The 19,496-nt window shown below is 30.3% G+C and carries 18 protein-coding genes; all 18 read left to right on the top strand.

Features of this window, described 5'->3' with window-relative positions:
* Positions 1 to 516 precede the first annotated feature (516 nt).
* Positions 517 to 1,644 (top strand): GDP-mannose 4,6-dehydratase, encoded by a 1,128-nt coding sequence (gene gmd / locus ACH5TX_RS12250; RefSeq protein WP_439339790.1) that lies wholly within the window; start codon positions 517 to 519, stop codon positions 1,642 to 1,644.
* Between the two features lie 43 nt (positions 1,645 to 1,687).
* Complete coding sequence (locus tag ACH5TX_RS12245; RefSeq protein WP_439339789.1) at positions 1,688 to 2,773, top strand: GDP-L-fucose synthase family protein; 1,086 nt, start codon at positions 1,688 to 1,690, stop codon at positions 2,771 to 2,773.
* Positions 2,774 to 2,994: 221 nt separating this feature from the next.
* The gene (locus ACH5TX_RS12240) at positions 2,995 to 4,344 is read left to right on the top strand and encodes an undecaprenyl-phosphate glucose phosphotransferase (RefSeq protein WP_439339788.1); all 1,350 of its coding nucleotides are present in this window, start codon (positions 2,995 to 2,997) and stop codon (positions 4,342 to 4,344) included.
* 132 nt (positions 4,345 to 4,476) lie between these two features.
* Positions 4,477 to 5,082 carry a DUF8692 domain-containing protein gene (locus ACH5TX_RS12235; protein ID WP_439339787.1) on the top strand — a complete coding sequence of 202 codons (606 nt, stop codon included), beginning with the start codon at positions 4,477 to 4,479 and terminating at the stop codon, positions 5,080 to 5,082.
* Positions 5,083 to 5,119: 37 nt separating this feature from the next.
* Positions 5,120 to 6,130, top strand: a complete 1,011-nt coding sequence (locus ACH5TX_RS12230) for an acyltransferase family protein (protein WP_439339786.1) — start codon at positions 5,120 to 5,122, stop codon at positions 6,128 to 6,130.
* A gap of 79 nt (positions 6,131 to 6,209) precedes the next feature.
* Positions 6,210 to 7,739, top strand: a complete 1,530-nt coding sequence (locus ACH5TX_RS12225; protein WP_439339785.1) for an MATE family efflux transporter — start codon at positions 6,210 to 6,212, stop codon at positions 7,737 to 7,739.
* A gap of 102 nt (positions 7,740 to 7,841) precedes the next feature.
* Complete coding sequence (locus tag ACH5TX_RS12220) at positions 7,842 to 8,948, top strand: polysaccharide pyruvyl transferase family protein (RefSeq protein ID WP_439339784.1); 1,107 nt, start codon at positions 7,842 to 7,844, stop codon at positions 8,946 to 8,948.
* A 16-nt stretch (positions 8,949 to 8,964) separates the two neighbouring features.
* Positions 8,965 to 9,942: a hypothetical protein gene (locus ACH5TX_RS12215; RefSeq protein WP_439339783.1), complete on the top strand. Its 978-nt coding sequence runs from the start codon at positions 8,965 to 8,967 to the stop codon at positions 9,940 to 9,942.
* An 11-nt stretch (positions 9,943 to 9,953) separates the two neighbouring features.
* Positions 9,954 to 10,646, top strand: a complete 693-nt coding sequence (locus ACH5TX_RS12210) for a CatB-related O-acetyltransferase (RefSeq protein ID WP_439339782.1) — start codon at positions 9,954 to 9,956, stop codon at positions 10,644 to 10,646.
* Between the two features lie 147 nt (positions 10,647 to 10,793).
* Complete coding sequence (locus tag ACH5TX_RS12205; protein ID WP_439339781.1) at positions 10,794 to 11,282, top strand: acyltransferase; 489 nt, start codon at positions 10,794 to 10,796, stop codon at positions 11,280 to 11,282.
* Positions 11,283 to 11,315: 33 nt separating this feature from the next.
* Positions 11,316 to 12,584, top strand: coding sequence for an O-antigen ligase family protein (locus ACH5TX_RS12200; protein ID WP_439339780.1), 1,269 nt, complete (start codon positions 11,316 to 11,318; stop codon positions 12,582 to 12,584).
* Positions 12,585 to 12,587: 3 nt separating this feature from the next.
* Positions 12,588 to 13,412 (top strand): glycosyltransferase family 2 protein, encoded by an 825-nt coding sequence (locus ACH5TX_RS12195; RefSeq protein WP_439339779.1) that lies wholly within the window; start codon positions 12,588 to 12,590, stop codon positions 13,410 to 13,412.
* The gene (locus ACH5TX_RS12190; RefSeq protein WP_439339778.1) at positions 13,400 to 14,278 is read left to right on the top strand and encodes a hypothetical protein; all 879 of its coding nucleotides are present in this window, start codon (positions 13,400 to 13,402) and stop codon (positions 14,276 to 14,278) included. The genes ACH5TX_RS12195 and ACH5TX_RS12190 overlap by 13 nt, the downstream gene beginning before the upstream one ends.
* A 32-nt stretch (positions 14,279 to 14,310) precedes the next feature.
* On the top strand, positions 14,311 to 15,525 hold the full coding sequence (locus ACH5TX_RS12185) for a glycosyltransferase family 4 protein (RefSeq protein WP_439339777.1): 1,215 nt from the start codon (positions 14,311 to 14,313) through the stop codon (positions 15,523 to 15,525).
* Positions 15,526 to 15,639: 114 nt separating this feature from the next.
* Positions 15,640 to 17,124, top strand: coding sequence for a hypothetical protein (locus ACH5TX_RS12180; RefSeq protein WP_439339776.1), 1,485 nt, complete (start codon positions 15,640 to 15,642; stop codon positions 17,122 to 17,124).
* A gap of 61 nt (positions 17,125 to 17,185) precedes the next feature.
* Positions 17,186 to 18,088, top strand: a complete 903-nt coding sequence (locus tag ACH5TX_RS12175) for a glycosyltransferase family protein (RefSeq protein ID WP_439339775.1) — start codon at positions 17,186 to 17,188, stop codon at positions 18,086 to 18,088.
* 6 nt (positions 18,089 to 18,094) lie between these two features.
* The gene (locus ACH5TX_RS12170; protein WP_439339774.1) at positions 18,095 to 18,679 is read left to right on the top strand and encodes an acyltransferase; all 585 of its coding nucleotides are present in this window, start codon (positions 18,095 to 18,097) and stop codon (positions 18,677 to 18,679) included.
* 63 nt (positions 18,680 to 18,742) lie between these two features.
* Positions 18,743 to 19,474 carry a WecB/TagA/CpsF family glycosyltransferase gene (locus ACH5TX_RS12165; protein WP_439339773.1) on the top strand — a complete coding sequence of 244 codons (732 nt, stop codon included), beginning with the start codon at positions 18,743 to 18,745 and terminating at the stop codon, positions 19,472 to 19,474.
* Positions 19,475 to 19,496 lie beyond the last annotated feature (22 nt).

Below are 19,496 nucleotides of genomic sequence, written 5' to 3'. Positions count from 1 at the left end.
AAACAAATTTTTCTTTCTCTTTTTTGTTGTTTATGATGTTTTTGTAAGAATTATCGCTTATTAGTTTAGTGCTGTTTGATTTTTATTTACTAGATATAACCCGTATCTAGTTGTGTTAAACAGCTTAACTTGTAATTTAGCCCTTTAATCGGAATTCATAAATGTGGCTTTATTTGTTTTTATGAATATGCTAAAAAAACATCTGAATAAATATAAATATTAAAAAATCAGATGTGTAAGAAATGAATAGCATAATTTTTTAAAATTATGCTATTCATTTCTTGCAACTCGAATAACCTTTGGGTATTTTTAACTAAATTATTCTTAAGTGTTGATCTGTATGGGACTCACTTCGCGGAGCGCTGTATTCATTTTATCTAATCTTAAATTTGTACTAAAAAAACCTGATGGAGGACTTGTCCTAGGGTAATAAAATATTAGTATTTTTAGCGTTTGAATTGTATTAATTGATTCCAGAGAATAAAATTTAATAATCTTTTAAACTTATATAAAATTATGAAAGTAGCTTTAATTACAGGTATTACAGGGCAAGATGGTTCTTATTTAGCCGAATTATTGTTAGAAAAAGGCTATATGGTGCATGGTATTAAAAGAAGGGCTTCTCTTTTTAACACAGATAGAATTGATCATTTATATCAAGACCCCCATGATCCTGATCTAAGATTAAAATTACATTATGGAGACTTAACAGATTCTATGAATTTAACTCGTATTATCCAAGAATGTCAACCAGATGAAATATATAATTTAGGAGCTATGTCTCACGTAAAAGTATCTTTTGAATGTCCTGAATATGTAGGTAATGTAGATGGGTTAGGAACTTTAAGAATCTTAGAAGCGGTACGTATTTTAGGTTTAGAGAAGAAAACACGAATATATCAGGCATCAACATCTGAATTATACGGAGGTTTACCAGAAAACAAAAATGAAAGAGGTTTTTATGATGAAAACTCACCTTTCTACCCACGATCTCCGTATGGAGTGGCTAAAATATATGGTTTTTGGATTACAAAAAACTACCGAGAAGCCTACGATTTATTTGCTTGTAATGGAATTTTATTTAATCATGAGTCACCAAGAAGAGGAGAAACTTTTGTGACTAGAAAAATTACTAGAGCTGTAGCAAAGATAGCATTAGGTTTACAAGAAAAAATATACTTAGGTAACTTAGAAGCAAAACGCGATTGGGGACATGCTAAGGATTATGTGCGAATGATGTGGATGATTTTACAAGCAGATAAATCTGAAGATTGGGTTATTGCTACAGGTGTAACCACTACTGTGCGTGATTTTGTGCGTATGGCTTTTCTAGAAGTAGGAATAGAATTAGAATTTAAAGGTAAAGGTGTTGATGAGAAAGCTTTCGTTAAGGCTTGTAACAACAAGGATTTTACATTAGAGATTGGTAAAGAAGTGTTGTCTGTAGATCCTTCTTATTTCCGTCCAACAGAGGTGGATTTATTGATTGGAGATCCCACAAAAGCTAAAGAAAAATTGGGATGGGTGCCTGAATATGATTTGGAACATTTGGTTAAGGATATGATGGAGTCAGATATAAAATTAATGAAGAAGGATGTTGATTTATTGAAAGCAGGGCATGAAATTTTAAGACAAGCAGAGTAAATATTTAAAGGTTTAATTAATATAGTTAGGTGTTTATTAAATTATGGAAAAAAAATCTAAAATTTATATTGCAGGTCATAGAGGATTGGTTGGAAGTGCAATTTTAAAAAACTTAAAGTCTAAAGGTTATTATAATTTTGTAACAAGAACACATAAGGAATTGGATCTTAAGGATTCCACAGCTGTTGCAACATTTTTTGAAAAAGAAAAACCAGATTATGTAATTCTTGCGGCAGCTAAAGTTGGAGGTATAGTTGCTAATAATACATATCGAGCAGATTTTATTTATGAAAACTTAATGATACAGAATAATGTAATTCATCAAAGTTATTTGCATAATGTAAAGAAATTATTGTTTTTAGGTAGCACCTGTATTTATCCAAAGAATTGTCCGCAGCCAATGAAAGAAGATAGTCTTTTAACGGATGCTTTAGAATACACTAACGAACCTTACGCTATAGCCAAAATAGCTGGTATTAAAATGTGTGAAAGCTATAATATTCAATATGGTACCAATTTTATTTCTGTAATGCCTACTAATTTATATGGACCTAATGATAATTTCGATTTAGAAAAGTCACATGTTTTACCTGCCTTGATACGAAAAATGCATTTGGGTAAAGCTTTAGAAATAGGAGACTGGGATGCTATACATAAAGACTTAAATAATCTACCAATTGAAGGGGTAGATGGTAGTGCTAGCAAGAACGTAATCTATGAAGTGCTTCATAAATATGGTATTCAAAAAAGAGATAACGTAATCTATCTTGAGATTTGGGGGACAGGAAAACCTATGAGAGAGTTTTTATGGAGTGAAGATATGGCCAACGCATGTATCTTTTTAATGGAAAACAGACAGTTTTCAGATTGTTATGAAACAAATAATAAAGAAATACGAAATACACATATAAACATAGGTACTGGAGTTGATATTTCAATAAAAGAGTTAGCCGAAATTATTAAGCAAACAGTTGGTTTTAAAGGAGTGTTGTTTTTTAATAGTGATAAACCCGACGGTACTATGAAAAAATTAACGGACCCTTCTAAATTACATGGTTTAGGATGGAGGCATACAATAGGCCTAAAAGATGGTATTCAAAAAGTATACAACTGGTACTCCAAATTATAATTAAAAGTAGTTTGATTAATCACTCAATCTATTAAAGTAGTGGTGATTAATTCAAATATTAGAAACCGATCTATACTTAGGGGCAACCTGTCTTTTGTTGTCTTAATCTTGTCTCAAGATATAAATGTAATAGGTTATTTCATTATTATGCCTAATATAATTAAACGCATTGCATATATAAATAATGCATTTTTTTTTACTAATAAAATTTTAATTGTAAAATGCAAAAGTCTTATTTTGGCCTCCCGCTCTCGTTAATAGTTCATATAGCGGTGTTAAATTTAACACTGTTTTATTTAACGCCAGTAACCTATAAAGTTGGAGTTATAGGGGTGTTTTATTATAATTTAGCTTGGTTGATTATAACCCATGCTATTAAATTTTATGCAAAATCTAGAAGTATTACATTTATATCTAAGACTATAAGTTTTTCTCAATTATTTGCATTATATGGTTTAGCATTCTTCGCTTCTTTTATTTTCTTGGGGCCAAATGTTTACTCTCCGTTTCATCTTATTGCTGTTTATGCATTTTTTTGCCTTCAGGTTATAGCATTTCGTATGTTTTTTAAATGGGCTAGAGAGCAATATCGTGCAAAAGCGTTTAACAAATCCAAAGTCGTAGTGGTTGGTTGGGATAAAAATTTAAAGAAAGTGCGGAGCATTTTTGATAATCCAGATCATAATTATCAATATGTTGGTTTTTTTGATAATAAACATTCTAAAAGCCCAACCTACTTGGGGCCAATTGAAGCATGTTATAAGTATATTTTTGAAAACGATATTAGTGAGGTGTATTGTATTGCCTCCAGGTTGTCAAAAGAAGAAATTAAGAGTCTTATGCATATAGCTGATAATAGTTTTAAGCGTATAAAGATTATTCCGGATAATAAAGAGTTTTTTTCTCGGGCCATGTCTATTGAACTTTACGGTAGTGTACCTGTTTTAAATTTAAGAGCTTCCCAGCTAGAGCTGGAATATGCAAACTTAGTAAAACGGATATTCGATATTGTATTCTCTAGCTTGGTTGTTCTGTTTGTTCTGTCGTGGCTTATTCCACTTGTATATATATTGCAAAAGTTTGATTCTAAAGGGGCATTATTTTTCAAACAAAAACGGCATGGTATTAATAAAAAGACTTTTTTATGCTATAAGTTTAGGTCAATGACTCAAACTGAAGAGTCTGATACTAAAATGGCGACTAAGAATGATATGAGGGTTACACGTTTGGGGAATATATTGCGAAAGACTAGTATTGATGAGTTGCCACAATTTTTTAATGTGTTAATGGGAGATATGAGTGTAGTTGGACCCCGCCCACACATGCAATTACATACAGAACAGTATGAAACGTCTGTAGATAAATATTTAGTTAGACATTTTTTAAAACCAGGAATAACAGGTTTAGCACAAGTAAAAGGCTACCGTGGGGAAATAGTTGCTAAGTCTGATATTGTGAATAGAGTACGGTATGACATTTTCTATATGGAAAAATGGTCTCTTAGTCTGGATATGGAAATCATATATTTAACAGTTTATAATATATTCAAAGGAGAAGAAAAAGCATACTAAGTCGAAATAGCTAATATTATGAATGATGAATCAAATCAATAAGTGTAAGCAAATCTGTAATATTTGTTTTTGGTAATAAAGAAAAAAGAGAAGTGTACATATGTAGTTCTTGGTTTGTTAATTATAATAGATTTGCTTTTTATTATAGGGCACATTTTTACAGTTACATTATGGGAGTTAAAGTCAAGTCCCTTTTTATTAGATGCTAAGGATTTTGGTTATCCAGAAATCTTTCAATATTTAAAATATATAAGTATTCTCGGATTTGTAGCTTACCTTGTTTATTTTAAAAAGAATTATATATATATCCCCTTGTTTTTTCTTTTTACATTTTTTTTAGTTGATGATATGTTTCAATTACATCAACTTACACGTCAGTATTTTATCAGTATGAGTAGTTTTGGTAATATTCTTGAGGCAAGTAAGGTTAGAGGATATTTAATCTATTCAATAATCGTACTAGTGTTTTTTCTGTTGCTGTATAAATGGAATTATAGATGGGCTTCAGAGGTTTCTAAAAAGTCGTTGATTAATATTTATAAGTTTTTAAGTTTCTTCCTGTTTTTTGGTTTAGGTATTGATGTGTTACATGTGTTTTTTCACAGAAGTGAAGGTGTTGACACTTTATTAACCATAGTTGAAGAGGGAGGGGAAATGTTAAGTCTAAGTATATTGGTTTGGTATTTTTATTCTTTGGTGGTAAATTCAACATATATAAATAATAATATTAAGAACTAGTCTTCATTATAACAATTTTATATTACGTTAATAAAATTTGAATACAAAAAAAAAGCGAATAGCATATATAGATAGGTTACGAGGTATTAATATACTATTAGTAGTTATGGGGCATGTTATTACAGGGAATGTCATCAATGGAGAACATTCTGAAGTTTTAATATATGGTTCTACTTTTAGAATGCCATTATTTATGTTTTTGTGCGGATACATAGCAAGTAAAGTGATAAAACCAAAAATTTTTGATAATTATGGGTTATTTGTACTTAATAAAAGCAGAACCATTTTGTTGCCATTTTTTGCTTGGCCTTTGTTAGTTGATCCTTTCTTTTTTTCAGAGACTTTTACATTTAATTTCATTGAAAAATTAAAACAATTAATCAATGGTGGAGGCTTATGGTTTTTATGGTATCTGTTTTTTGTTAAAATGCTTTACTCTTTTTGGTTATTTTTATCATACCAATTCAATCAACAAAAAAAGATTTTATTGGATTTGTTTTTTTTATCAATAATAGCAACAGGACTTTTATGTGTTTGGCAGCTTGGAGTAGTTAGTTTTATGAGGAATTTTATGTTGTTCTTTGTGTTTTATTTTTTAGGAGTATTTTTTGCCAAATACGATTTTCTAAATAAATTCTTAATGAATAAAATAATATTCTCAATAGCGCTAATATCCTTTTTTATATTAGTCGGGCATTATGAATATGGATTGTCATCTATAAAAAATACATGTATCAAGGTGGTTTGTGCCATTTCGGGTATATTTGTTTTTTACAATTTAATTAGGCGACTTACTTTTAATACATATATAGATAAATACATTCGTTTATGGGGGGTACATTCCTTAGTTATTTATGTTACCCATTCTTATGTAGTATCTATTTTTGCAGCTCCTTTTATTAAAGAAGATTTAAACCAAATTATATTATTTATAATTACAGGTTTATTAACAGTGTTAGTAGCAACTGTATGTATGTTTATTTATAAAATTTTATCACAAAGTAATGTTTTAGGTTTTTTATTGTATGGTAATAAGTTGTCATTGTAGTAAATACAAAAAGAATATTTACTTGATGTTAAATCTGAGTGTTATTAAAAAAAATTAAGTTTTAGATTTATATAAAATCATGCAACAAGCAAAAAGAGTAGCAAAAAACACAGGGATTTTATATGTGCAAATGGCCATTACGGTCACTATGTCATTATATGCCACCCGTTTAATTTTAGCAGCATTAGGTGCAGAGGATTTTGGTGTATTTAATGTAGTCGGTGGTGCAATTGCAATGTTAACTTTTCTAAATTCGGCAATGACAACTGCTTCTCAACGCTTTATGTCATTCGCCCAAGGTCAAGGTGATTTTAAGAAACAAAAAACAATTTTTAATGTAAGTACTTTATTGCATTTTTGTATCGCTACAATTTTAGTAGTTTTATTAGAATTGGTTAGTGGTTTTTTATTTGATGGTATATTAAAAATTTCTCCAGATAGAATAGAAGTTGCGAAGACAATTTATCAATTTTTGATTTTTAGCACTTTTTTTACTCTGATATCTGTTCCATATGACGCTGTAATTAATGCCCACGAAAATATGCTGTTAGTCGCTATTTTAAGGATTATAGAAGTTGTATTAAAATTAGGTATTGCTATTTTAATTGGGTTTTTGTCTATAGATAGATTATATATATATGGACTTTTAATGGCTATTCTAACTGTATCTTTATTTTTTATTCGAGTTATTTACTGCCATAAAAATTATGAAGAAGTTACTATTGGTGTAAAAAAATATTATAATAAAACAACATTTAAAGAAATGACTTCTTTTGCTGGTTGGTCATTGTTAAGTAGTTCGGCTAGTATGCTTACTATGCAAGGGATGACAATTTTGATTAACTCCTTTTTCGGAGTTATTGTAAATGCTGCTCAAGGAATAGCCCTCCAAATTACTGGACAAATCATGGCTTTTTCTAATACAATGCTTAAAGCTTTGAATCCTCTAATCGTTAAAAGCGAAGGCGAGAATAATAGAGAAAAAATGCTTAAAGCATCTATGACTGGTAATAAGTTATCCTTCTTATTATTAGCTTTTTTCTCAATACCTGCAATAATTGAAATGCCTTATATTTTAAGTTTATGGCTTAAAGACGTTCCTGAATTTGCTATAATATTTTGTAGGCTCAACCTCTTTCGATCTACACTAACACAATTGACAGTTACTTTTCCAACTGCCATTGGAGCAACAGGTAAAATAAAGGAAAGCCAACTTATAGAGTCTATAATTTGGATATTATTGCTTCCTGTGAGCTATATCATGTTTAAAAATGGAGCTAGACCAGAAACGATTTATATTAATTTAATTTTTATGGTAATTGCATTGTCTTTTTCTAGAATTTATTTTGCTCACCGGGTTTGTGGTATGTCAATTAAAAGTTATATCAATAGAGTAGTCCTTAGAGGGGCTGGGGTTTTTCTTTTTACAGCTACCTTATCTTTTTTACCATTATTGATATTTTCAGAAGGTTTTTTGAGGTTAATATCTGTTCTTGTCATCAGTTCAGTATCTTTTATTCTATCAGTGGTTGTAATTGGATTGGAATCTACAGAAAAAACATTGGTTTTAGCATTATGGAAAGGTCTATTGTTAAAAATCAGAAAATAAGATTGATGTTTTTACTAAATGAATTATTAGGCATAATAAAGCTTTTCATCTAAAACAAGATTCACTTATAACTTAAAATATTTAATAAATAAAATTTGTAAAATGAAGATAGGAATTTATACAATTCATGCAGCTTATAATTACGGGGCTATGTTTCAGGCTTATGGAACACAAAAAGCTCTGAGTAAATTGGGATATGATAATGAGTTTATAAATCTATATACCTCTGACTATGAAAAAAAGAATGAAAATAAATTTTTTTCTTTAAAACCTAAGTCATTGCTTATTTATATTTACTGTAGAATAAACCCCAAAATACAATTAAAATATAAGAGATTTAGAGACTTTCATTCTGAAATGAAATTATCAAAAAGATATTTAAGTTTAGATGAAATCTATACTAACCCACCTAATTATGATATTCACTTAGTAGGTAGTGATCAGGTATGGAACCTTGAGCGAGGAGTTCCTGATCCTCCTTATTATTTTTTAGATTTTATTGGTAGTGAAAAGAAAAAAATATCTTATGCTTCTAGCTTTGGTACTTCTCAAGTAAACGAAAAATATTACAAAGATTTAAAGTTATTATTGTCTAGTTTTAATGCTATTTCTGTAAGAGAAGATGACGGAGTTGATATTGTAAAAGAGGCAACAAGTATAGATGCTACTCAGGTATTAGATCCAACTTTTTTACTAAATGGTGATGAATGGAGTGAATTATCTTCAGAAAGAATAATTAAACAAGATTATATACTTTATTATGGGTTTGATAATTCTGAACTTTCTGGGAAACTCATTAAAAACCTCAAAAAAAGATTAAACCTGCCTGTTGTGGCAATTTCTGGAGGTATCTCCTTCCCTTTTAAAGTAGATAATTTTTTCCAAGAGGCTGGACCAAAAGAATTTATTAACCTTTTTAAATATGCTAATTTTATTTGTGCAAGTTCGTTTCATGGTTTAGCTTTTGCAATTCATTTTAGAAAAAGTTTTTTATCTATTAAACATCCTAACAGAAATTCGAGAATGGAGACCGTGTTAAGTAAATTTGATTTACTTAATAGACAAGCTGTAAATGCTGAAGAAATTCTAGAGTTTTCTGACGATCAGCTATTTATTGATTATTCTAAGATTGAAGATAAAATTGAATTTGAAAGAGTTAGGTCACTAAATTGGCTTAAAGACAGTTTAATAAAAGTTTTGAGGGAATAATTACGTTATAAAAAAGATGATTAAAGTTAAAAGATATCTCCTCAAATCGCTTCGAGCAGTTCAACAAAAAATTTGGGGTAAGGAACAACTAAAACTTGTTTGTGAACAAGATCCTAATAAAGCGTCTCAGTTAATTATTGATGCTTTAATATCTAGAAAACCATGTATGATTGCTCGTTTTGGAGCTTTTGAATTGAGTATAGTTGTTAATTATTTAGGTGTTAATAGTGATAATAAAAAAGTATTAAATTATATTAGAGGAAATGAACCAGATTGGTGGTGGTCAGAATCCTTGATTAAATATATGAATACCAATGCAGGCTTTTTTCCACCTACAATTGAAAAAATTGAGCAATTCTGCCAATTAATGCTTAACGATATACCTCAATTGGATATATTAGGCTCTTGGATGCAATCAGAAAATTTTATTGATGATAGATTAACAGGAGATAAAGTGCATTTAAGATTATTAGAACCGTTTTGGGCTAAAACACCCTGGACAAAAGCTTTAGAAGGTAAAAAGGTATTGGTGTTACATCCATTTGACGAAACTATTAAAGAACAATATAGCAAGAGAAATTTTTTGTTTGAGAAAGAAATATTACCAGAGTTTGAGTTAAGTACTATAAAAGCTATTCAAAGTATTGGTGATTCTGATACACGTTTTAAAGACTGGTTTGAAGCTCTAGATTTCATGAAAAATGAAATTGACAAGATAGACTATGATATATGTTTAATTGGAGCTGGAGCTTACGGATTTCCTTTGGCTGCTCACGTTAAGCGAAGTGGGAAAAAAGCAGTGCATTTAGGAGGTAGTTTACAACTCCTTTTTGGAATTAGAGGTAATCGTTGGGAAGATCCAAATTACGGAGTTAAAGAGTGGGGTATCGATAAAGGTAGCTATGTAAAATTAATGAATGAGTATTGGGTGCGGCCAAACGAAAAAGATAAGCCAAAAAATGCTGATGCCGTAGAAGGTGCATGTTATTGGTAAATAAGTAATATATGACATTAAAAGAAAAGTTAGCGCGCATGGTTTGGTTTCCACTAGGTTTACTAGGAGGGCTTATAGAAGTAGCTAATAACAAAGCGCGAGATATACAAAATAATAGGCGATTTCCAAAATCTAAAATTTCAAAGGGCTGTAAGCTTACCAACGATGTTAGTATAGGTGATTATACCAGTATATATGATAATACGACTTTAAATCACACTAAAATTGGTTTTTGTTCTTATACAAATTATGATTGCATCATTCAAAATACAGAAATAGGTAATTACTGTTCTATTGCACATGGTGTAAGAATTGGCTTAGGGAGTCATCCTACACATTTATTTTCTACAGCTAGAATGTTTTATAAGCCAAATACTTTCTTTAAGGAACCTATATTAGGGCAAGGTATTGATTATAAGGAGTATGAAATGATTGTCATTGGTAGTGATGTATGGATTGGTGCAGAAGCAATTATAATGGATGGGGTAACTGTAGGGCATGGTGCAATAATTGCTGCTGGTGCAGTAGTTACTAAAGATGTTCCTCCTTTTGCAATTTTTGCTGGTATTCCTGCTAAACTAATTAAATACCGATTTACTGAAGAACAAAGAGAAGCCCTTTTAAAAACACAATGGTGGACGAAAAGACCAGATGAAGTTAAAAAAATGAGTACAAAATTGATAGCAATTACAGGGAGCAATTAATTAAAAAAAATGCAACATATTTTAAGTTTAATATACAAGGTATTTAGAAAAATATTTTTTACGATTAAATATTTTTTTAATGGTCACTTTTGTAGTTTACTATTTTATTTGAATAAAGTAAATCATAAGGGTTTTAGTACTAAGGGGATGCCAAAAGTAATGGTGGCTAGAGGAGGAGATTTCTCGATAGGAAAGGGTTTTAGAATGAACAATACTATAGGTTCAAATCCTATCGGATGTGTGCAGCCTTGTATGTTCTTTGTAAATAAAGACTCAAAATTAACTATTGGAGATAATACAAGTATAAGTCAGACGGCATTGGTTTGTCATTCTGAAATTAATATTGGTAATTATGTTAAAATTGGTGGTGGTGTTTGTATTTACGACACTGATTTTCATAGCCTAGATAAGGCTAAGAGAATGTCAATAGACGAGGATTTAAAAAGTAAAAAAGTTGCTACTGTAAATATCGGAAATAATGTATTCATAGGTGCGTATACCATAATTCTTAAAGGAGTAACAATTGGAGATAATTCTATTATTGGTGCAGGTTCTTTAGTGGCCAAAGATATACCTGCTAACGAAATATGGGCAGGTAATCCTGCAAAAAAAATAAAAAATTTAGATTATCATTAATAATTCTATAATGTTTTCATTTTAAAAAAATATATGATAAAGAAAATTAGCTTACTCTTTATTTTTTTAATCACTTTAGAAACTGTAAGCCCTTGGAGTACGATACCATTAGGGAATACATTTTTGTTTTGGATAGTAAATGGTTTTACAATAATTTTATTTCTCAAAGCTAAGACTAAATATTATGATCAAGAAAACGATAAAAATATTTTGATTTTAAAACTCTATTTGCTTTGGAATATTGTAAGTATTATTAGGGGAGCTTTTGTAGCAGAAAATTATTGGGAAGTTAAAAACTTGGTAACAATGGGTTTTACTCTTTTATTACCCTTAACAATATATATAAGTAGTAGTCGTAATTTGTTGCAAATAGTTTTTAACAATTATATGACCTATATTTTACCTTTGTTTTTTGTTTTTGCTTTAATAATTGACAGAATTGCATATGGTGTATATTTAATTCCTGTTAGTTTTGTTCTACTTTTTTTACCTCTTTTAAGTAAGAAATGGAAAATAATAATGTTATGCTTTACATTTATAGGAATAACAGCAAGTTTCGCCGCTCGAAGTAATGTTATTAAATTTATAGTTCCTTTGATTCTTGGAATACTTTACTATTTTCGTCCATTTGTAAATAAAAACATTTTAGGGGTTGCTCGTATTCTTCTGGTAGGTCTTCCTGTTGTTTTATTTGTTTTAGGTTTAACTGGTCAATTTAATGTGTTTAAAATTAGTGATTATGTGGAAGGCGATTATACTACAGCTACTAAAACAGGAGAACAAGAAGATTTAACTGCAGATACTCGTACTGGTTTATATGTTGAGGTGATTGCTTCTGCTTTGGTGAATGATTATGTATGGTTTGGAAGAACTCCTGCTCGTGGTAATGACTCTTTGCTTTTTGGAGCTCTTATTGAGTCTCAAACAGGTACAGGAAAATATGAGCGGTATGTGAATGAAGTGTCTGTGTTAAATGTATTTACTTGGACAGGGCTGATTGGCTTAATCTTATATTTTTTAGTATTCTTAAGGGCTTCCTATTTGGCGTTATATAAATCTAAAAGCTGGTATATGAAAATATTGGCGGTATATATATGTTTTAGATGGACTTATGCATGGGTGGAGGACTTTAGTCGTTTTGATCTTTCTTATATTTTCTTGTGGTTTATAATTGGTATGTGCTATTCTGTATCATTTAGAAGTATGACTGATGATGAATTTAAATATTGGATTCGTGGTGTTTTTGACATCCGATATAGGAAAGCCACTTTAAAAAAAGTACGTGTTATTAAACAATCTTAAATTATGTATAAAATTGCAGTGCTACTTACCTGTTTTAATAGGGTAAATAAAACTTTAGCATGTTTGGAAAATTTATTTGTATCTATACCTGAGAATGCTAGTTTAGACGTGTTCTTAGTGGATGATGGCTCTACAGATGGTACTGGAGATTCAATTAGGAAGAAATTTCCACAAGTAAATGTAATTCAAGGTACAGGGAGTTTGTATTGGAATCGAGGAATGCATTTGGCATGGGATACGGCAACAAAGTCTAATCAATACGATTATTACATGCTCTTAAATGATGATACGTTTTTATATCCTAATGCACCAGAGGACATGATAAAATGTGCATTAGTAGAAAATAATCAAGTAGTTGTTTGTGCTGCTTTTTGTAGTGATAAAACAGGAGAGTTTACCTATGGAGGTCAAACAAAAAATGGTACACCAGTAATTCCAGATGGTAACTTACAGGAATGCCACAGTATTAATGGGAACTGCTTATTAGTACCAAAAAAGGTGTTTGATTCTGTAGGGAATTTAGATCCTGTTTTTCCTCATGCTATTGGCGATTTTGATTATGGACAGCGTGCCATGGCAAAAGGGTTTAAGCTAATAACAACAAAGCGATACTTAGGTACCTGTGAAAGTAACGACTATTTACCTAAATGGTGTTACAGCCATGTCCCTTTTAAAGAACGTGTTAAAGCACTTTACTCTCCTTTAGGAAATAGCCATCCAAAGTACTATTTTATATATATAAATAGGCACTTTGGTTTAGGCTTAGCGTTAAAACACATGCTAAGCATTCATTTAAGACTTTTGATACCTAGCTTATGGAAACAGTAGAAGACTTTATTTTTCAAATAAATAGTCCAGATGTATTAGACTTTTATTCAAATGCTAATAATTATAAAGTAAAGCTATATGAAGATAATAACGTTCAAAAAGATCTTTGTATTATTTATTTTAGTAGTAACGAATTATATTACCCAAATACCCCTAAAGCTTTTCAAAATAGTATTTCAGTAAAAGATAAATTTGAATGGCAGCGTAATTTTTTAAGAATTGCTCATAAGCATGTTTTTATACGTGACATACAAAAACAGTGGTATGTCGAAGGTATAAACGCAACATACAATACCCCGAATGAACTGATAAAATTACTTAAAGAACTAACTGCTGGGTATAGAATTTTTGCTATTGGTAGTTCAGCAGGCGGTTTCGCAGCAATGCTTTATGGTAGTTTGTTAAAAGCAGAACGGGTTTATGCTTTTAATGCACAATTAAATCTAGATTTAATTGTGCAAGATTCCAATGCAAATACAGACCCATTATTATTTAAATATAGAGATACTGAGCGAGCAAACTTTTTTAAAATAGATGATTTTATAGTGCCAGAGACAGATTATTTCTATTTTCAATCAAGTAAATCTTTATTTGATAAAAAGCAATACGATAGTTTTCAGAAAAAGAAAGATATTTTAAGGATACCTTTTAAAACAGCAAATCACGGTTTTCCTTTTTTACGGCACAATTTAGGTCACGTTTTGAAACTAGATAAAGAGCAATTGGTAAAACTTTCTAAAAAAGAATATCATCCATTTATGTTTTCTGTAAGTATTGATGGTTGGTTTAAAACGATACATACGGTAGGCATGGCTGTAGTAAATCGGTTTAAAAAGAAGTTGACAGAAAAAATAGCTAAAATTTAATAAAATTGCCTTTAATTTAAACAAAATTAGTGTTGTATAAGAAAGTTGTTTTATCTGCTTATTCCTGTGATCCATCAAAAGGATCAGAACCTGGTAATGGTTTTAATTGGGCAAACCAATTATCTTTATATGGGCATAAAGTGTATTGTGTTACTACAAGTAAAGGGAAAGCTCCTATAGAAGCAGCGAGTCAAAATAATTCGAATTTAGAAATAGCCTATATTGATTTACCTTTTGGCTTAGATAAAATGTATTACTGGACACAATTAGGTATGTATATGCATTATTTAATTTGGCAATGGTTAGCTTACAAGCACGTTAAAAAAATGCATAGAATTAAAAATTTTGATTTAGCGCATCATGTCACTTGGGGGAGTTTACAACAAGGTTCATTCCTGTATAAATTACCAATACCATTTATTTTTGGTCCAGCAGGTGGAGGACAAAAAGCACCAGAAGCATTTAAGGATTATTTTGAAGAACATTGGAAAACAGAAATAAAACGTGAAAAAATAAGTGAAATTCTTAAAAAAATAAATCCAGCATGTAAATCAATGGTTAAAAAAGCTAAGGTGATTTTTGCAGCTAATGAAGATACATTAAAAATGGCAAAACAAATGAGAGCAAATAGTGTAGTGCCCATATTAGATTCAGCTTTGCCTATAGAATATTTTAAAGATGCTAAGTTGACATTCGAAGGAAATAGGGAAGAATTAAAATTATTATGGGTTGGTCGTTTTTTACCCAGAAAAGGAATACTATTAGTTTTAGACGTTATGAGAGAATTAATAAATTGTCCTGATATTACGTTAACTGTAGTTGGAGATGGTGATATGAAAGATGCTTTTTTAAGTAAGCGGAAAGAATATAATTTAGAAAGTCAAGTAAACTGGATAGGTAGGGTTTCATTTGAAGAAGTAAGATCTTATTATTCTACCCATGATGCATTTTTGTTTACCTCATTACGAGATTCTGGTGGTGTTCAATTAATTGAGGCAATGGTATTTGGGTTACCAGTAATTACACTAAATCTTCATGGTCAAGGGTTAATGATTAATGAAGACAGAGGATTTACCGCAAGTGTTGATAGTCCAGAAAAAACTATAAAAGAATTAGCAGGTTTTATTAAAAACTTACAAAAAGATAGAAAAGAATTAAAGAGATTATCAGAAAACGCATACAGGTATGCACTAAAACAGACCTTAGAAAATAAAATAAAATATATTTCAGAAAACTTTTACTGTTAACAACTTATTTTTTTAAAATTAACTATGTCCCTCATTAATTTAATGATAGTTATAACAGCAAACCAATTAGTAACTAAATAAAGGCATACATTTTTAGTATGTGAAAGTAAAATCATGAGTTTAAAAGATTTAAAATTTAGGAGACAATTTTTATTGACACCTAAATCATGTCCAGAGTTGGATTATTGGTGTTATGAAAAAATAGGGGAACACCATTTGTATGTACATCCAGATTGTATACAGACTTCATTTACTAAAAATGGCAAGAAAGGAGTATTGTTAGGACACATACTTGATCCAAGGGATTCAGAATTAACGAATATTGAAATTCTAACAAACTTGTTAAGTCAAAAAAGTGAAGAAGGTATCGCTAAGGTTTTATATGGATTGGTTGGTAGATTTGTTTTAATTATCGAAGAGCATAATAACTTTACATTTTTTAACGATGCATGCGGTTTAAAATCATTTTTTTATGCACAATATGAAAACAACTTTTATGCTGCTTCACAGCCATTACTTTTAAAGTTAGTCACTCAAAATTTAATTGTTAAGGGAGAACGTTACAATAGCTATTTTAATTCAGATTATGTGAAAGGTAGCAAAGAAAATTGGTTCCCTAGTGGTACCTCACTATATCCAGGAGTCTATCATTTGGTTGCTAACCATTATTTAAAAAGCGCAACCTTAAAACAAACAAGATATTGGCCTGTTAAACAATTAGAAATAGGTCCTTATGAAGACTATAAAGAAAAATTTGCAACACTTTTAAAACTTACACTAGATGCAGGTAGTAAAAAATACAATCTAGGGCTAGGTCTCACAGGTGGTTTTGATAGTAGGATACTTTTAAGTGCTACCAAAGATGCTAGGGAAAACATGTTGTTCTATACGTTGCGGTATAGGTCTTTATGTCCAAATTCTAATGATCTTAGAATTCCGATTTCACTATCGAATAAATTGGGATTTCCTCATAAGGTTATGGACTGTAGAATCCCAATAACTGATGCATTTAAAGATGTTTATTTAGGTAATTCAGATATGGCACATTTAGAAGATTGGGGGCATATAGCTTATGGTATTTCTCAAAATTTTCCTGAAGATACCATGTCAGTAAAAGGAAGTTGTTCTGAAACTGGACGTTGTTTTTTTTATAAAAATGGAGTACATCCTAATATTAGCTCTAGTCAGGATATTATGAATATTAATCCTAAATGGAAAGAAATTCCATTTATAGACGAGCAAATTTCAGTTTGGTTTGATGAAGTTAAAAAGCCATCAAATAATAAGGGATATAACATTTTAGATTTATTTCATTGGGAAGTAAGCACAGGGAGTTGGCAATCCCAAAGCCAGTTAGAATGGGATATTGTTCATGACACTTTTACGCCTTTTAATAACAGAGAACTTTTGGATATTATGCTTCATATAAATACAAAATACCGTTCAAAACCAAATTATACATTGTATAGAGATACAATGAAAAAACTCTGGCCAGAAGTATTGCTTGAACCTATTAATCCTGAAACAATTAAAACAAAATTAAAATATAAGTGTAAAAGCATACTGGTCAAATTCGGATTTGAAAAATATAATAGATAAATCCTTTATTTGTTAGAACTAGATAGTAAAATTAGATGAAATATATTTAACTTTTTTCAATATGAATACTCCTGCACCCATATTACTGTTTACATATAAAAGATTGAAGGCTTTAAAAAATACCATTGAAGCTTTGAAGAATAACGAATTGGCTTCAGCATCAGATTTGTTTATTTTTTCTGATGGTGCAAAAAACGAAGAAGATAAACAAATTATAAATAAAATCAGATTGTTTTTAAAAACGGTAGATGGTTTTAAAACAATTCAAATCAATGAATCTGCAACTAATAAGGGGTTAGCAAATTCTATTATTGGAGGGGTAAGTCAAGTTATGAAAAATTTTGATCGAGTTATTGTTTTAGAAGATGATTTATTAACGACTCCCAATTTTCTTACATATATGAATGGGGCTTTAAACGCTTATAAAAATGAAGAGCAGGTTTTTTCAATATCTGGCTATTCATTTGATTTACGTTTAAAAAACAGCGATCCTAATGCTATGTATTTTTTGAATAGAGGTTGGTCTTGGGGATGGGCTACTTGGCAAGATCGATGGGAAAAGGTAGATTGGGAAGTCCAGTCTTACGAATCATTTTGTAATAGTAAAGAAGCTCGAAAAGAATTCGCTAAAGGTGGATCAGATTTAAATGCCATGCTGGATAAGCAAATGTCTGGTAGTTTAGATTCATGGGCTATTCGTTGGTTTTATCATCAATTTAAAATTAATGGTTTAACACTTTATCCATTGGGTTCTAAAATTTATAATAATGGTTTTGATGAGCATGCTACACATACAAACGGTTCTGAAAAGCGTTATATACCTTATTTAGATAAAGAACACTCAAATGTTTTTAAATACCCAAAACCAGTTGAAATTACTAAGGCATACCAAAAGAAATTTCAGTCTAAAATGGGCATAATGGCTAGAATTCGTTCTAAAATAGAAACCTTATTGAAATTGTAAGTAGCTATGATTAAAGATGCTATCCGAAAATTACGCTTTTTTTACCTAAAAAAGGTAAAATGGAAAAACTATACCATTGGGCCTAATTTTTATACAGGAATGCGAGTTAAGTTATGGGCAAAAAGCACACTGACTATTGGGAAGAACTTTTATATAGGTAGAGATTCTCAAATTGAAACAGATTGTATAATTGGTGATAATGTGATTTTTGGAGATAATGTTGCTATAGTTGGTAAATATGATCATAATTATCAACAACTTGGAGTGCCTATTCGCATGGCTTCAAGGATTAGAGATAATGATTATGATTGGAAAGGCTTAACTAGTATAACAGTTATTGAAGATGATGTTTGGGTTGGTTATGGAGCTATAGTTATGAGTGGTGTTACAATTAAAAAGGGGTGTATAATAGCAGCAGGAGCAGTTGTAACTAAAACTACAGAGAATTATAGCATTTATGGTGGTAACCCTGCAAGAAGAATTGCGTCGCGTTTCGATAATGACGATGATACCGAGAAACATATTGCTTTAGAGAAAGAATTTTTAAAAGCTCACAGTTCATACAAGGGGGTAAACGGAATATCCTTATAAATAAATTAAAACTAGTTTTTACAGTATACTTTTGTAAATAAATTAATCCTCAAATTGTCTTTTATGAATATATTTTCAACCATATCTTGTTTAGGTTATAAGGTGTTTTCAGAAACTTTAGATAGTCTTCCAGAAGGCAAAAAAATGATTGTTAATACAATCAATCAATATTCCTATTGTTTAGCAGAAAAAGATGCCCGATTTAAAAAAGCTTTACAATCTTCGGATGTACTTTTGCCAGACGGAGTAGGTATTGTTATTGCTGCCAAATGGTTAATGTCAAAGAAACTAAAAAAAATAGCGGGTGCAGATGTACATGCTTTTCTACTACACCGATTAAATAAGCAACATGGGTCTTGTTTTTATATGGGAGCATCTGAAACTACCTTAGAAAAAATAAAGCAACGAATTGCAAAAGAATATCCAAATATAAAAGTGGGGAGCTATTCACCTCCATTTAAAAAAGAATTTACTCAAGAAGAAAATACTAGAATTATAACAGAAGTTAATACTTTTCAGCCCGATGTTTTGTTTGTTGGTATGACAGCACCAAAACAAGAAAAATGGAGTTTAGAACATAAAGAATCACTAGATGTAAATGGTCCAATTTGTGCTATAGGTGCTGTTTTTGATTTTTATGCAGGCACAGTAACAAGACCAAGTCAATTATGGCAAAATCTAGGATTGGAATGGTTAGGTAGATTATTAAAGGAGCCTAAACGCATGTGGAAACGTTATATATATTATGGGGCGGTTTTTAGTGGTTACCTTATTAAGGCAAAAGTAAGAACCTAATTATTTTAATTTATTCTTAAAT

It is taken from the genome of Thalassobellus citreus (assembly GCF_044385915.1).
Classification (GTDB): domain Bacteria; phylum Bacteroidota; class Bacteroidia; order Flavobacteriales; family Flavobacteriaceae; genus Thalassobellus; species Thalassobellus citreus.
The sequence above is the reverse complement of the archived record's forward strand: the minus strand, read 5'-3'. Positions and strand labels throughout refer to the sequence as shown.